Origin of the sequence: Streptomyces montanisoli (genome assembly GCF_017813245.1) — a bacterium.
GTDB lineage: Bacteria > Actinomycetota > Actinomycetes > Streptomycetales > Streptomycetaceae > Streptomyces > Streptomyces montanisoli.
This window is the reverse complement of the sequence record NZ_JAGIQL010000061.1, coordinates 21,620-35,783: the sequence shown is the minus strand read 5'-3', so window position 1 is coordinate 35,783 and position 14,164 is coordinate 21,620. Positions and strand designations below refer to the sequence as shown.

Genomic DNA, 14,164 nt, shown 5'->3' with positions numbered 1-14,164 from the left:
TACCGGACGTCTGCACTGCGGGCCCGGCGCCCGCCGCCCGCAGGCGGCCCTCGCGGCCGCGCCCGCGGCCCGCGGAGTGGAACGTCCGCCACCGTGGCCGGATACGATGCCGTCCTACGGACGTGAGGAGTGAGGACCCGGCCATGGCGGGAGAACCACAGGCGGACTGCCTGTTCTGCAAGATCGTCGCGGGGGACGTGCCTGCCACGGTCGTGCGCGAGAGCGCGACCACCGTCGCCTTCCGCGACATAAACCCGCAGGCCCCGACGCACGTCCTCGTCATCCCCAGGGCCCACTACGCCGACGCCGCCTCACTCGCGGCCGCCGAGCCGTCCGTCGCCGCCGACGTGCTGCGCGAGGCCGCCGAGGTCGCGGCGGGCGACAAGGTGGACGAGGGCGGCTACCGGATCGTGTTCAACACCGGGGGCGGCGCCGGCCAGACCGTCTTCCACGTGCACGCCCACGTACTCGGCGGACGCGGCTTCAACTGGCCCCCCGGATAGCCGGGCACGGACGGGATGTCCGTACGCGAACTCGTCGTGCTGGGTACCGCGAGCCAGGTGCCCACACGCCACCGCAACCACAACGGCTACCTGCTGCGCTGGGACGGCGAAGGGCTGCTGTTCGACCCGGGCGAGGGCACGCAGCGGCAGATGCTGCGCGCCGGGGTGTCCGCGCACGACATCGACCGCCTCTGCGTGACGCACTTCCACGGTGACCACTCGCTCGGTCTCGCCGGCGTGATCCAGCGCATCAACCTCGACCGCGTGCCCCATCAGGTCACCGCCCACTACCCGGCGAGCGGGCAGCGCTACTACGAGCGGCTCAAGCACGCGACCGCGTACCGCGAGACCGTCGCGATCGCGGAGGATCCGGTCGCGGGCGACGGGCTCGTCACGCTCGCCGAGACGCCCGCGTACACGCTGCGCGCGCACCGCCTCTCGCACCCCGTCGAGGCGTACGGCTACCGGCTCACCGAGCCCGACGGCCGCACGATGCTGCCCGACCGGCTCGCCGCGCACGGCATCGCGGGCCCCGACGTGGGCCGGCTGCTGCGCGACGGCGAGCTGCGCGGCGTGCGGCTCGACGACGTCAGCCGCGTGCGCCGGGGACAGCGCTTCGCCTTCGTGATGGACACGCGGCTGTGCGACGGCGTGCACGCGCTGGCGGACGGCTGCGACCTGCTCGTCGCCGAGTCCACGTTCCTCGACGAGGACGCGGACCTGGCCGCGGACTTCGGCCACCTGACCGCGGGACAGGCGGGCACGGCCGCCCGCGACGCGCGCGTGCGCCACCTCGTGCTGACGCACTTCTCGCAGCGCTACGACGACCCCGCCGCCTTCGGCCGCCAGGCGCGCGCCGCGGGCTTCACAGGCGAGATCACGGTCGCGGCCGACCTCACGCGCGTCCCCCTGCCGAAACGCCGGTAGGCCGCCGCTCGCAGCGCGCTTCTTACACCCGTCCCCATCGGGCAGACTGGCCGGAAAGCACGCGTACCAGGAGCCCGCCGTGATCCCACGAGACCGCACCGGAGAGACGACAGCCCACAGCGGCGACGCGGAACCGCGCATCGACCCGCTGGGCGGGCTGCGCGGGCAGGGCGACCCCGACTGCGACGTGTACCTGACCGGCACCGTCTTCCTCGACATCATCTTCACCGGCCTCGACAGCGCCCCCGTGCGCGGCACCGAGTCCTGGGCGCGCGGCATGGGCTCGAGCCCCGGCGGCGTCGCCAACATGGCGACCGCGCTCGCCAGGCTCGGCCTGCGGACGTCGCTGTCCGCCGCGTTCGGCGACGACCACTACGGCGAGTACTGCAAGGACGCGCTCGAACAGGGCGAGGGCATCGACCTGTCCAGGTCGCGCTCCGTGCCCGGCTGGCACTCCCCGGTCACCGTCTCCATGGCGTACGAGGGCGAGCGCACGATGGTCTCGCACGGCCACGAGGCGCCCCCGCCCGACGGCGCCCTGCCCGAATGCCCGCCGCGCGCGCGTGCCGCCGTCGCCTCGCTCGTCCCAGGACGCAGGCAGGACTGGATCGCCAGGGCGGCGGGCGCGGGCGCGCGCGTCTTCGCCGACGTCGGCTGGGACGACACCGGCAGCTGGGACCTCGGCCGCCTCGCGGACCTGGAGCACTGCGAGGCGTTCCTGCCCAACGCCGCCGAGGCGATGCGCTACACGGGCACCGACTGCCCGCGCGCCGCCGCGCGCGCCCTCACCAGGCACGTGCCCGTCGCGGTCGTCACGCTCGGCGCGGACGGCGCCTACGCCGTCGACGGCGGCACCGGCGAGACCGCCGAGGTCCCGGCGATCGCCGTCGAGGCGCTCGACCCCACGGGCGCCGGCGACGTCTTCATGGCCGGGTTCATCACCGGCTCGCTCGCGGGCTGGCCGCTCGCCGACCGGCTGGCGTTCGCGGGGCTCACGGCGGCCCTGTCCGTCCAGGAGTTCGGCGGCTCGCTCTCGGCGCCCGGCTGGGCCGAGGTGGCCGCCTGGTGGAGCTACGTGCGCGACGACGCCGGCCAGGACCCGGGCGGCCTGAGCCGCTACGACTTCCTGTCCTCGCTGCTGCCCGCACCCGCCAGGCCCTGGCCGCTGCGGCGCGCGGTCCCGACGATCGGCTTCCGCCGCTCGTCGTGACGGCGCGGTCGCCGCCCGTCCGGCGGGTGTCGAAAAGTCCTTCGGGCTTGTCGGTGCGGGGTCGTACGCTGGTAGTCCAGAGGTTGTCGAGCAGCGAGAACCCTGCAACGGGAGGTATGTGCAGGCCACAGCGCCGGCCCATGAATCGGACACCCACAGCCCAGCAGCCCTCGCAGGACCGGACCACGGCGCGGATCACCGTCCCCGCCAAGCACCCGATGGTGACGGTCCTCGGTTCCGGGGATTCGCTCCTCCGTGTGATCGAGACGGCCTTTCCGTCCGCCGACATCCACGTGAGGGGCAACGAGATCAGCGCCTCGGGCAGCGCGGCGGACGTCGCCCTGATCCAGCGCGTGTTCGACGAGATGATGCTGGTGCTCCGCACCGGTCAGCCGATGACGGAGGACGCAGTGGAACGTTCCATCGCCATGCTCAAGGCGAGCGAGAACGGCGTTGCGGACGGCCAGGAGACGCCCGCCGAGGTGCTCACGCAGAACATCCTGTCCAACCGCGGCCGCACGATCCGCCCGAAGACGCTCAATCAGAAGCGCTACGTCGACGCGATCGACAAGCACACCGTCGTCTTCGGCATCGGCCCCGCAGGCACCGGCAAGACGTACCTCGCCATGGCCAAGGCGGTGCAGGCCCTGCAGTCCAAGCAGGTCACCCGGATCATCCTGACCAGGCCCGCCGTCGAGGCCGGCGAGCGGCTCGGCTTCCTGCCCGGCACGCTCTACGAGAAGATCGACCCGTACCTGCGGCCCCTGTACGACGCGCTGCACGACATGCTCGACCCGGAGTCCATCCCGCGCCTGATGGCGGCCGGCACCATCGAGGTCGCCCCGCTCGCCTACATGCGCGGCCGCACGCTGAACGACGCGTTCATCATCCTGGACGAGGCCCAGAACACGAGCCCCGAGCAGATGAAGATGTTCCTGACGCGCCTTGGCTTCGACTCGAAGATCGTCATCACGGGCGACGTCACCCAGGTAGACCTGCCCGGCGGCACCAAGAGCGGCCTCAGGCAGGTCCAGGACATCCTGGAAGGCGTCGACGACGTGCACTTCTCCCACCTCTCGTCGCAGGATGTCGTACGGCACAAGCTCGTCGGCCGTATCGTCGACGCCTACGAGAAGTACGACAGCCGCACAGGCAACGAGCCGCGGCACTGACCGGGGAGTGTCCCAGCGCACCATGTCGATCGACGTCAACAACGAGTCAGGAACCGAGGTCGACGAGCAGGCGATCCTCGACATCGCCCGCTACGCGCTCGGCAGGATGCGCATCCACCCGCTCTCCGAGCTGTCGGTGATCGTGGTGGACGAGGCCGCCATGGAGCAGCTGCACATCCAGTGGATGGACCTGCCGGGCCCCACGGACGTGCTGTCCTTCCCGATGGACGAGCTGCGCCCGCCGGGCAAGGACGACGAGGAGCCCCCGCAGGGGCTGCTCGGCGACATCGTGCTGTGCCCCGAGGTCGCGCTCAAGCAGGGGCAGGAGGCGCCGACGCGGCACACCATGGACGAGGAGCTCCAGCTGCTCACCGTCCACGGCGTGCTGCACCTGCTCGGCTACGACCACGAGATGCCCGACGAGAAGGCCGAGATGTTCGGCCTCCAGGCGGCCATCGTGGACGGCTGGCGGGCGGAGCGCGGCCTCACCGGCCCGTCGCCCGCGCCCACCGTGTCGTGAGCACGCCGCTGATCCTCGGGGCCGTCGCGCTGGTCGTCGTGGCCTGGCTCGCCGCCTGCGCGGAGGCGGGCCTCGCCCGCATCTCCACCTTCCGCGCCGCCGAGGCGGTACGCAACGGCCGCAGGGGCGCGGCCAAGCTCGCGCAGGTCGCGTCCGACCCCACGCGCTACCTCAACATGGCGCTGCTGGTGCGGGTCGCCTGCGAGATGGCGGCCGCCGCCTTCGTCACGTACGCGTGCGTCGAGGAGTTCGACGCCACGTGGGAGGCGCTGCTGGTCGCGATCGGCGTGATGGTGCTCGTCTCGTACGTGGCGGTCGGCGTGTCGCCCCGTACGATCGGCCGCCAGCACCCCGTGAACACGTCGACGGTCGCCGCGTACGTCCTGCTGCCGCTGGCCCGGTTCATGGGGCCCGTGCCCGCGCTGCTGATCCTCCTCGGCAACGCGCTCACGCCCGGCAAGGGGTTCCGCAAGGGCCCGTTCGCGAGCGAGGCGGAGCTGCGGGCCCTGGTCGACCTCGCGGAGCAGGAGTCGCTGATCGAGGACGAGGAGCGCCGGATGGTGCACTCGGTCTTCGAGCTGGGCGACACGCTGGTGCGCGAGGTGATGGTGCCGCGCACGGATCTCGTCGCGATCGAGCGGTACAAGACGATCAGGCAGGCCACGACGCTCGCCCTGCGCTCGGGCTTCTCCCGCATCCCGGTGACGGGGGAGAACGAGGACGACGTCGTCGGCATCGTCTACCTGAAGGACCTGGTCAGGAAGACGCACGTGAACCGCGACTCGGAGGCCGACCCCGTCTCCACCGTGATACGGCCCGCCGCGTTCGTGCCCGACACGAAGAACGCGGGCGACCTGCTGCGCGAGATGCAGCAGGACCGCAACCACGTGGCGGTCGTCATCGACGAGTACGGCGGCACGGCCGGCATCGTCACGATCGAGGACATCCTGGAGGAGATCGTCGGCGAGATCACCGACGAGTACGACAGGGAGCAGCCGCCCGTCGAGGAGATGGGCGACGGCTCGTACCGGGTGACGGCGCGCCTCGACGTCGGGGACCTGGGCGAGCTGTTCGGCCTCGACGAATTCGACGACGAGGACGTGGAGACGGTCGGCGGCCTGCTCGCGAAGGCACTCGGCCGGGTGCCGATCGCGGGCGCCACGGCGGAGATCGACCTGCCGGACGGCCGCAGGCTGCGCCTGACGGCCGAGGACCCGGCGGGCCGCCGCAACAAGATCCTCACGATCCTCGCGGAGCCGCTGCCCGCCGCCGCGGACCACGAGGAGCGGGTGACGCCATGACATCGGTGACGCCATGACATCGTCGCCCCGCCCGATGACGGCGCAGCGGCTGAGGTCCTTCTGCCTCGGCCTCGCGGGCGCGGTCGAGGACGTCCCGTTCCCGAGCGCGCCCGGCCTCACGGTGTTCAAGGTCGAGTCCAAGATCTTCGCGCTCTGCGCGCTGGACGAGGACCCGCTGACGGTCTCGCTGAAGTGCGACCCGGAGGAGGCCGTACGGCTGCGCGAGGCGTACCCGTCGATCGTCCCGGGCTGGCACCTCAACAAGCGCCACTGGAACACCGTCACGGTCGGCGAGCTGCCGCAGCGCATGGTGCGCGAGCTGGTGGAGGACTCGTACGACCTGGTGGTGGCGACCCTGCCCCGGGCGGCCAGGCTCCGCCTCGACCGCCCCTGAGAGCGCACACCCGGTTTTCCGGCGCGCCGGGCGCGAGCCCGCCGTCACGGTGGCCGCTCAGTCGCCCGCGATCAGCACGCGATAGCCGTAGTCGACGGCCTCGCGCGTCAGCAGGCCGGCGTGGCGGCGGGCCCAGGCGCCGGAGTCCAGATCGGCGCGCAGCCGCGCCATCGCGGGCTCCACGACGTCCGCGGGCAGCTGCGCGAACGTCGAGTTGGCGGCACGCACGGCGGGGTCGAGGAACATCTCGGGGCGGCGCCAGTACGCCGTCTGGAACCCGTCGGTGAAGTCGTGCGGGATGGGGAACGGCAGCACGGTGTGCGCGCCCATCAGCGCGGCCACCTCGGCGACCGGCCGGAACCTGGCCTCGTCCATCGCCCTGATCTCCGGCAGGTACTCGGCCAGGAGCCACAGGTCGGGCCGGTGCGCCACGTCCCACGTGAACACCACCTGGCGCCGCGCGACGCGCCGCAGTTCGGCGAGGCCGCCGGCGAGGTCCGTCCAGTGGTGCACGGTCATCACGGCCATGGCCGCGTCGAACGCGCCGTCCGCGAAGGGTAGTTGCTCGGCGCACGCCCGCACCTTCGCCCGGCCCGGGTGCTGGCCGAGCATCACCCGCGACGGCTCGACGGCGGTGACGTCGAGGTCGTCGGGCTCGTACGACCCGGCGCCCGCACCGACGTTGACGACGGTCCTGGCGCCGTCCAGCACGCGCCGCAGCACCGCCGCGAGCCGGGGGTCGGGCCTGCGCACGTCGCGGTAGCCGACGCCGATCCGGTCGTACACGGGCGCTGCGGCCGGCGCGGGGCCGGCGGGAGATGCGTTCACGCCCCACATCCCACCAGCACGCGCGCCCGCGCACCAGTGCGCATCGAGCCCCCTGCCAGCGGGCGGTCCGCCGTGGTGGTTCGGTTTCCACTGCGCCGAGCCCGGGCTCGCCGAGACCGTGCTCGACGGGCACGAGGCCGCCTACATCGACTGGTTCCTGCGCGCCGGCACGCTCGGCGACGGCGTGCGTTCCGCCATCCGGGACGCCTTCGTCCGCGCGTACACCTGTCGGCAGGCGTTGAGCCGCGCGTTCTCCTACTACCGCGCCCTGCCGGAGAGCGCGGCGCAGATCGAGCACACCGTCGCCGCCGCTCGTCTGACGGTGCCGACGATGGCGCTGGGCGCCCGGCCCGTCGGCGCCGCACTGGAACGCCAACTCCGCCCGGTCACCGACGATCTCACCGGACACGTCCTGAAGGACTGTGGCCACATCATCCCGCTGCACCGGCCGCGCGCTCTGCTCGCGCTGCTGCTCCCGTTCCTGGCCGGCGAGGAGGCCGGAGCGGCCTGACCGCAGTACACGCGCCGGTACTCGTCCCTGGTCAGGTACGCTACCGCCATGTCTTACATCTACGTCCGCGTCCGGACTGCCTGAGACGCCTGCCGCCGCAGTCGCTCAGCGACCGGCGTCAGTCGAGAGACCCGAGAGACCGCCGCGGTCTCAGCGGCACTGTTCCCGCGGGCTGCGCACGGCCACTGAGCTGTGCTGCGCCTGGTGAACAGGCCTGCCCGCTTCTCCACGCAGCTTTGGCGGTCCACCGCGCCGGCACCGGCCCACAGGGCCAGGCACCGCCGCACCGCCCCGGACATTGGACCGATCCGTATGACACCTGTCTCCAGCAATCCCTCCCGTCCGCGGTACGCCCGCGACGCGAACCCCACCTTCGTGCTCGTGCACGGCTCCTGCTCCAACTCGTTGATGTGGGCGCCCGTTCAGCGGGAACTGGCGCTGCTCGGTCACCGCACCTTCGCCGTGGATCTCCCGGGCCACGGTTTCGACGCGCAGTACCCGGCCGCCTACCAGGCCCCGCAGGACCTCGACGCATGGGCCGCCGAGCCGTCGACACTGGCAGGGGTCACCCTGCAGGACAACGTCGACATGGTTACCGGCATCGTCCGGCGAGTGGCCGAGCACGGACCGGTGGTGCTCGTGGGATCCAGCCTCGGTGGGATGACCATCACCGGAGTGGCCAACACGGTCCCCGATCTGGTGAACCGGCTCGTCTACGTCTCGGCATGGGCGTGCGTCCAGCGGGCGAACCCCATCGAGTACATGCAGGAGCCCGAGTTCGGCGACAACCTCCTGGCCCCGCTGGCCCCGCTGAATGTCGGCCGCCCCGCAGAACTCGGCGTGGGGCGCGCCAACTACCGCACGGCGGATCCCGCCATGCTCGCCGCCCTCAAGGCGGCCATCATGGCGGACGGCACCGAAGAGCAGTTCCGGGCGTTCCTCAACCTCCTCCAGCCGGACGAGTCGCTGGCGGTGATGACATCCGACGCCCGAGGACGCGCCGAGACCTGGGGAACGGTCGCGCGCACCTATGTCCGCCTCACCGCCGACCGCTCGCTTCCTGTGGCCATGCAGGACCGCCTCATCGCCGAAGGGGACGCACTGACACCGGACAACCCCTACGACGTGCACACCTTGGACACCAGCCACGTCGGGTACCTGCTCGAACCGGCGAAGCTGGCCGGCATTCTCGATCAGCTGACCGTCTGATCCGGGAAGCCACCGCCGTCCATCCGAAGAGGCAGCCACCCGAAGGGTCTCTCTGACCTTCCGGCTGACGGGACGTGCATTCGCTGCGGAGACGGCTCCGGATGGTGTGCTCCTCGTGACCGACGGGCCACTGGCTGCCGTTGGTCAGCCCAGCGTGCAGGCCCCGCCGTCCCGGTGATCCCGGGGAGCGGCGGGGCTTTCACTTCGGGGCATCCCGCCCGGCCGCCACAGCCAGGACGCCATCTCCTGCGCGGGCATGGTCCTGCGGCCACCCTCGCCGGAAGGCCGCCCGTCACGAGGCGCGGACGTCGTACTCCTCGCGACGTGCGAAGACCTCGTCCATGTGGGACTGCGCCCAGTACCTGAGGCTTCGGGTCAGCTCGTGGAGCGAGAGGCCGAGGTCCGTCAGCTCGTAGGAGACGGTGACGGGGACGGTCGGCGTCACGGTGCGGGTAAGGAGGCCGTCGCGTTCGAGCGACCGCAGGGTCTGGGTCAGCATCTTCTGGCTGACCCCGGCCAGCAGCCGCGCGATCTCCGAGTAGCGCATCGCCCTCGCCCCGTCCGGCGCACCGGGCACGCCGGAGCCGCCGCCACCCAGCGCGCACAGAACGAGCACGACCCACTTGTTCGAGATGCGGTCGAGCAGCTGACGGCTGGGGCATGCCGCCAGGAACGCGTCGTACTCCGCCTTGGACCTGGCCTTCTCACCGGCCTTCTCACCGGGCTTCTCACCGGCCTTCGTCATCCCCACTGATCTCACCTCTCACCGGTAGAAGGGTTACGCACTCACAGGTGCCTACTTCCCATGGGGAAGTGGCTCTCCGATACTGCTGCAGGGAGGCCGGAAACGCCACCCCGTACGCGACGAGAGGCGCCACGATGCACACTTCCCCCACCCCACTCCCCGGCGGCACCTGGACCCTGGGCGACTCGGCCGTCACCCGGTTCGGTTACGGCGCGATGCAACTCGCCGGCCCGTGGGTCATGGGGCCGCCCGCCGACCACAACGGCGCCCTTGAGGTGCTCCATGCCGTGGTCGATGGTGGTATCACCCACATCGACACCAGCGACGCCTACGGCCCGCGCGTCACCAACGAGCTGATCCGTGAAGCGCTGCACCCCTACCCGGAGTCGTTGTTCATCGCCACGAAGGTGGGCGCGAACCGCGACGCGCAGGGCGGCTGGCCGACGGCCAGGCGACCCGAAGACCTGCGCAGGCAGGTCGAAGGGAACCTCAAAGCCCTCGGAGTCGAGGTACTCGACCTGGTCAACATGCGCATGGGCGACGCCGAGGGCCCACAGCCCGGCTCGCTCGCCGAGGCGTTCGGGACGCTCGCCGAACTCCAGCGCGACGGCCTGATCCGACACCTCGGAGTCAGCAACGTCACCGAGGAACAGGTCGCCGAGGCGCGGGGGATCGCCCCTATCGTCTGCGTGCAGAACATGTACAACCTGGCCCACCGCCAGGACGACGACCTCATCGACCGTCTCGCCGCCGACGGCATCGCGTACGTGCCGTTCTTCCCGCTCGGAGGCTTCACACCGCTTCAGTCCGAGGCGCTCTCGGCGGTCGCGGCCCGCCTGGGCGCCACGCCGATGTCCGTCGCCCTGGCCTGGCTGCTGCGGCGCTCGCCGAACATCCTGCTCATCCCCGGCACGTCATCGGCCGCGCACCTGCGCGAGAACATCGCGGGCGCCGGGCTCGCCCTCTCCGAGGAGGACACGGCCGAGCTGGACGGCATCGGCCGCTGACGGCCGGGGAAGGCACAGCTGGATGGGCCGTCAGATGCGCCAGGACCGCAGACGGTCGGCCGTGTCGTACACGTCCGCACGGTCGGCCGCGATGTCGCCCGAGAGGTCGATAAGCGCGCCGTACGGTGGGTCGATGCCCTCGCCGGCGGCATCCATGTAAGCGACTGCCACGGCCGAGCCGAACAGGGCGTTACGTGCGGGGAGCGGGCGGAGCCGGATGAGCGTGTGCATCAGGGCGGCCGCGCGCCAGGCGTTGTCGACGGCGACACCGATCTGCGGGGTGTTGACGCGATGGCGGGCGACGGCGGCCACCAGGGCGGAGAAGTCGTGCACCGAGGGATGCTTGGGCAGAACCTCTGCCTGGCGCTCCAGGAGCCACCGGATGTCGATGTGCAGGTCCATGGTCAGGCGGCCCGCCGGGAGGCGTCCAGCCGAGCGGGCGCGTCATCGGGGAAGGCCGCGTCGAACGCTGCGGCGTTGTCGGCCAGGAACGCGCGGAAGATCTCCGCCGCGCCTTCGAGACGGGGGTCGCGTACGGCGTTGCGTGCGGCCTCGGTGATGAGGGAGGTGACCGTGGTGCCCTCGGCTTCGGCTCGCTCCTGCAGCTGGGCGTGCAGCTCTTCCGGCACGCGGATCGTCACGGGTTTCGACATGCTGTGAGTGTACAGCAGGGTGTACAGCATCCTGTATCGGTTCGCGCGGGAGGCGGAACGCTGCGCGCCGGCGTGCGCGCGTGTTGCGATTGTGGTCGCGACGATTGTGGTGGCCTTTTGGGGCAAAGAGCCTCGCGCTGGCGGGCCAAGATCGCGACGGGCCAAAGGGCGGTTGGGGCGGGGCGCTGCCGCCCGTCGCTTCGGCCGCACCCGGGTGGCGGCGGGCGTGTCGTGCCACCGGCTCACAGATAGCCGACCCCGGTCAGTTCCTCGGCCGCCGACCACAGTCGCCTGCCGATGGCCGGGCCCGCCGCCTCCCGGCCGAGTCGGGCCTCGGTGACCCGGCCGCGCGTCTCCCGGAGCCCCGCAGGGCCGAAGAACTGGCCGCCCCGCACACCGGGTTCGGTCGCGGCGCGCAACTGCGGCAGGGCGCCGCGCTCCACCGGCTGGGTGGCCAGCAGGCCGAGCCACGCGATCACCCGCCCAGCCCGGCCGCGGTGCTCCCACGCGCGCGGAGTCAGGTTCGTGCGCGTGAGACCGGGGTGCGCGAGCGTACTGACGATGGGCGATGCTGCCGCGCGCAGGCGCCGGTCGAGCTCGATGCCGAAGACCGTCGTGGCGAGCTTGGACCGGCCGTAGGCCGCAGCGGCCCGGTAGCCGCGCTCGAACATCAGGTCGTCGAAGTCCAGGTGCGCGTTCTTGTGGGTGATCGAGCTGAGACTGACCACCCGCGGCTCCCTCCCCGCGGCCAGCGTGGACAGCAGCAGCCCGGTCAGCGCGAAGTGGCCAAGCATGTTGGTGGCGAGGTGCAGCTCGAAGCCGTCGGCGGACGTGCGGCGCGGGCCGAGCAGCACGGCACCGGCGTTGTTGACCAGCAGGTCGATCGCCGGATGGTCGGCGGCCAGCTTCTCGGCGAAGGCTCGTACGGACGCGAGGGAGGCCAGGTCCAGCTCGCGCACCTCGACGTCGCCGCCGATCCTGCGGGCTGCCTGCCGCCCGGCGCCGGTGTCGCGGACAGCGAGCACGACGTGTGCGCCGTGGCGCGCCAGCTCCGTCGCGGTGACCAGGCCGAGGCCCGAGTTCGCGCCGGTGACGACGGCGATCCTGCCGTGCTGGTCGGGGATACGGTCGGCGGTCCATCCGGTGGTCATCCGCTGCTCCCTCGGGGTATCGGTGGGGCGGACGGACGACGCTAGGCGCGACGCGGGCCGGTTCCGTCGTCCCCGGTTGCCTAGGTCCGCGGGACCTACCTTGCGCGCCGAGGAACGCGGCACACTGGCCTCATGGCCCATCCCTACGCCCGCGAGCTCGGAGACTTCCTGCGCGCCCGGCGCGCCAGGCTGCGCCCGCACGAAGTCGGCCTTGAACCGGGCGGCCGGCGCAAGGTCGCCGGGCTGCGGCGCGAGGAGCTGGCCCTGCTGGCCGGGCTGAGCACCGACTACTACCAGCGCATGGAGCAGGGCCGCGAGGTGCGCCCGTCCGACGCCGTCCTGGACGCGCTCGCCGCCGCGCTCGGCCTCGACGATGAGGAGCGCGCACACCTGTTCACCCTGGCCCGGGCGGCCAGGCGGCCGATGCCCGCCGAGGTGGACCACGGCCCGGAAATGGTGCCCGGCCGCACGCGGCGGCTGCTGGGCGTCATGGACACCCCGGCGGTCGTCCTCGGCCGCCACCTCGACCTGCTTGCCTGGAACCCGATGGCGGAGGCGCTGCTCGGCAGCCCCGACGACTATCCGCCCCAGCGGCGCAACATGCTCCTGCTGATGTTCGACGACACACTGACCGGCGGCCGGTCCTGCCCCGACTGGGAGCGGCAGGCCCTCGACTACATCGGCATGATGCGCGCCGCCGTCGCCACCGACCCCACGCATCCGCGCGCCACCGCGATCGTGGGGGAACTGTCCATCCGCAGCGCCGAGTTCCGGCGTCTGTGGGCACGCCACGACGTGCGCGCGTCGGTCAGCGGCACCAAGGCCTTCCACGTCCCCGAGGTCGGCGAGATCGTCCTGGACTGGGACACCTACCCGGTGCCCGGCAGGACCGGCCCGTTCCTGCTCGTCTTCACGACGGAGCCGGGCAGCGCCGACGAGGACCGTCTGCGGCTCCTCGCCTCGCTGCGCGCGACCCGTTAGGACGTGCGGAGCCGTCCCGCCTTGATCCCGGCGACGAAGGAGGAGTAGGCGCCGGCGGACAGGTTGAGCATGGGGCCGGCGGGGGCCTTCGAGTCGCGGACGGGGACGATGCCGTGGCGTGCAACCAGATTCGCCGCCACCTCGACACAGTTGCCGCCGTTGTTGCTGTAAGAGGACGTGTGCCAGTGGGGCTTGTCAGTCACGGAACTTCCCTTTCACTGCCTTCTCGATCATCGCCACGGAAGCCGCCTGCGACAGCGCTCCGGCCTGTAGCTGATGGTAGGCCGTCAGAATCGGCACGACGAGTGTGATCTCACGGTCCAGATGGCCCCGGGTCTGGGCCTCGGCATATGCGGCCACGGACCGGTCTGGCAGCGTGAGGAGGTTGATCGGCAGGTCGACCGGACGGCGCTCGCCCATGGTGAACGGGGCGATCTGGAGGACAGTGTTCGGCAGCTCGGCGAACTCGACCAGCTTTCGTAGCTGCGCCTCCATCACGTCACTGCCGCCGACGGCCTGACGGATGCAGCTCTCGTCCATGACCAACATGACCATCGGTGGCTGCGGTCGCGTCAGTGCCGACTGCCGCTGAGCCAGAAAGGCCACCCGCTCATCCGCCTGTTCGGGCGTGATGGCACCTCGCCGCAAGGCGGCGTCGGCCAGAACCCTTGCGTAGTCGGGTGTCTGCAGCAGCCCGGGGATGATTCCGATCTCGTACAGCCGGATTTCCACAGCCCGGCCCTCGTACTCGACGTACTCCGGAAAGCCTTCCAGCAGGGAGTTCTGGCGTACGGCCTGACTCTGGCGCTCCAGCCTGCCGCCGGTCCCGAGCGCGGTGTCAGCGTTCCTCGCGAAACGCGTAGTTGGGGGTCTGCGACCAGTTTCGATGGCGGAAATGTGCGTCCCGGACCAGCCCATGCGTTCCCCGAGCTCGTCCTGCGTCCACCCGCGCTCGTCCCGTAACGCTCGTAGCCGCTGGCCGAACGCCGCCATGGGTGACTTCTCCGGGTCCAGCTCTTTCCGGTTCAACCGTCCACCGCCTGACTCTCCGT

General features: G+C 71.6%; 17 protein-coding genes and 1 pseudogene. 11 read left to right on the top strand and 7 right to left on the bottom strand.

Annotated features, from left to right (window positions below; genetic code table 11):
- Nucleotides 1–143 precede the first annotated feature (143 nt).
- From JFN87_RS16660 to JFN87_RS16630, 7 genes are all read left to right on the top strand, one after another.
- Nucleotides 144–503, top strand: coding sequence for a histidine triad nucleotide-binding protein (locus tag JFN87_RS16660; RefSeq protein ID WP_209340862.1), 360 nt, complete (start codon nucleotides 144–146; stop codon nucleotides 501–503).
- Nucleotides 504–518: 15 nt separating this feature from the next.
- On the top strand, nucleotides 519–1,430 hold the full coding sequence (locus JFN87_RS16655; RefSeq protein WP_209340861.1) for a ribonuclease Z: 912 nt from the start codon (nucleotides 519–521) through the stop codon (nucleotides 1,428–1,430).
- A gap of 79 nt (nucleotides 1,431–1,509) precedes the next feature.
- Nucleotides 1,510–2,640 carry a carbohydrate kinase family protein gene (locus tag JFN87_RS16650; protein ID WP_209340860.1) on the top strand — a complete coding sequence of 377 codons (1,131 nt, stop codon included), beginning with the start codon at nucleotides 1,510–1,512 and terminating at the stop codon, nucleotides 2,638–2,640.
- A gap of 140 nt (nucleotides 2,641–2,780) precedes the next feature.
- On the top strand, nucleotides 2,781–3,812 hold the full coding sequence (locus JFN87_RS16645) for a PhoH family protein (RefSeq protein ID WP_209340859.1): 1,032 nt from the start codon (nucleotides 2,781–2,783) through the stop codon (nucleotides 3,810–3,812).
- Between the two features lie 22 nt (nucleotides 3,813–3,834).
- On the top strand, nucleotides 3,835–4,332 hold the full coding sequence (gene ybeY / locus JFN87_RS16640; protein WP_209340867.1) for an rRNA maturation RNase YbeY: 498 nt from the start codon (nucleotides 3,835–3,837) through the stop codon (nucleotides 4,330–4,332).
- Nucleotides 4,329–5,633 (top strand): hemolysin family protein, encoded by a 1,305-nt coding sequence (locus JFN87_RS16635; protein ID WP_209340858.1) that lies wholly within the window; start codon nucleotides 4,329–4,331, stop codon nucleotides 5,631–5,633. Before ybeY ends, JFN87_RS16635 begins: the two co-directional genes overlap by 4 nt.
- Nucleotides 5,634–5,667: 34 nt before the next feature.
- Complete coding sequence (locus tag JFN87_RS16630) at nucleotides 5,668–6,027, top strand: MmcQ/YjbR family DNA-binding protein (RefSeq protein ID WP_209340866.1); 360 nt, start codon at nucleotides 5,668–5,670, stop codon at nucleotides 6,025–6,027.
- Between the two features lie 57 nt (nucleotides 6,028–6,084).
- On the opposite strand, the gene JFN87_RS16625 is transcribed toward JFN87_RS16630, so the two are convergent.
- Entirely contained in the window at nucleotides 6,085–6,855 is a 771-nt protein-coding gene (locus tag JFN87_RS16625; RefSeq protein ID WP_307865483.1) for a class I SAM-dependent methyltransferase, read from the bottom strand.
- Between the two features lie 58 nt (nucleotides 6,856–6,913).
- Between JFN87_RS16625 and JFN87_RS16620 the strand changes: the two are divergent.
- Nucleotides 6,914–7,366: pseudogene (locus tag JFN87_RS16620) on the top strand (alpha/beta hydrolase); the annotation flags it as partial.
- A 312-nt stretch (nucleotides 7,367–7,678) separates the two neighbouring features.
- On the top strand, nucleotides 7,679–8,575 hold the full coding sequence (locus JFN87_RS16615; RefSeq protein ID WP_209340856.1) for an alpha/beta hydrolase: 897 nt from the start codon (nucleotides 7,679–7,681) through the stop codon (nucleotides 8,573–8,575).
- 292 nt (nucleotides 8,576–8,867) lie between these two features.
- On the opposite strand, the gene JFN87_RS16610 is transcribed toward JFN87_RS16615, so the two are convergent.
- Nucleotides 8,868–9,320 (bottom strand): winged helix-turn-helix transcriptional regulator, encoded by a 453-nt coding sequence (locus JFN87_RS16610; protein WP_209340855.1) that lies wholly within the window; start codon nucleotides 9,318–9,320, stop codon nucleotides 8,868–8,870.
- A gap of 134 nt (nucleotides 9,321–9,454) precedes the next feature.
- On the opposite strand from JFN87_RS16610, the gene JFN87_RS16605 reads away from it, so the two are divergent.
- Nucleotides 9,455–10,327, top strand: coding sequence for an aldo/keto reductase family oxidoreductase (locus tag JFN87_RS16605; protein WP_209340854.1), 873 nt, complete (start codon nucleotides 9,455–9,457; stop codon nucleotides 10,325–10,327).
- 30 nt (nucleotides 10,328–10,357) lie between these two features.
- Here the strand turns inward: JFN87_RS16605 and JFN87_RS16600 are convergent, their stop codons facing one another.
- From JFN87_RS16600 to JFN87_RS16590, 3 genes are all read right to left on the bottom strand, one after another.
- Complete coding sequence (locus tag JFN87_RS16600) at nucleotides 10,358–10,729, bottom strand: toxin Doc (RefSeq protein ID WP_372449239.1); 372 nt, start codon at nucleotides 10,727–10,729, stop codon at nucleotides 10,358–10,360.
- A gap of 2 nt (nucleotides 10,730–10,731) precedes the next feature.
- Nucleotides 10,732–10,980, bottom strand: a complete 249-nt coding sequence (locus tag JFN87_RS16595) for a YlcI/YnfO family protein (protein ID WP_209340853.1) — start codon at nucleotides 10,978–10,980, stop codon at nucleotides 10,732–10,734.
- Nucleotides 10,981–11,222: 242 nt separating this feature from the next.
- The gene (locus JFN87_RS16590; protein WP_209340852.1) at nucleotides 11,223–12,131 is read right to left on the bottom strand and encodes an oxidoreductase; all 909 of its coding nucleotides are present in this window, start codon (nucleotides 12,129–12,131) and stop codon (nucleotides 11,223–11,225) included.
- 132 nt (nucleotides 12,132–12,263) lie between these two features.
- On the opposite strand from JFN87_RS16590, the gene JFN87_RS16585 reads away from it, so the two are divergent.
- Nucleotides 12,264–13,112 carry a helix-turn-helix domain-containing protein gene (locus JFN87_RS16585; protein WP_209340851.1) on the top strand — a complete coding sequence of 283 codons (849 nt, stop codon included), beginning with the start codon at nucleotides 12,264–12,266 and terminating at the stop codon, nucleotides 13,110–13,112.
- On the opposite strand, the gene JFN87_RS16580 is transcribed toward JFN87_RS16585, so the two are convergent.
- Complete coding sequence (locus JFN87_RS16580; RefSeq protein WP_209340850.1) at nucleotides 13,109–13,315, bottom strand: DUF397 domain-containing protein; 207 nt, start codon at nucleotides 13,313–13,315, stop codon at nucleotides 13,109–13,111. The two genes, JFN87_RS16585 and JFN87_RS16580, sit on opposite strands and share 4 nt — an antisense overlap.
- The gene (locus JFN87_RS16575) at nucleotides 13,308–14,105 is read right to left on the bottom strand and encodes a helix-turn-helix domain-containing protein (protein WP_209340849.1); all 798 of its coding nucleotides are present in this window, start codon (nucleotides 14,103–14,105) and stop codon (nucleotides 13,308–13,310) included. Before JFN87_RS16575 ends, JFN87_RS16580 begins: the two co-directional genes overlap by 8 nt.
- Nucleotides 14,106–14,164: the final 59 nt, after the last annotated feature.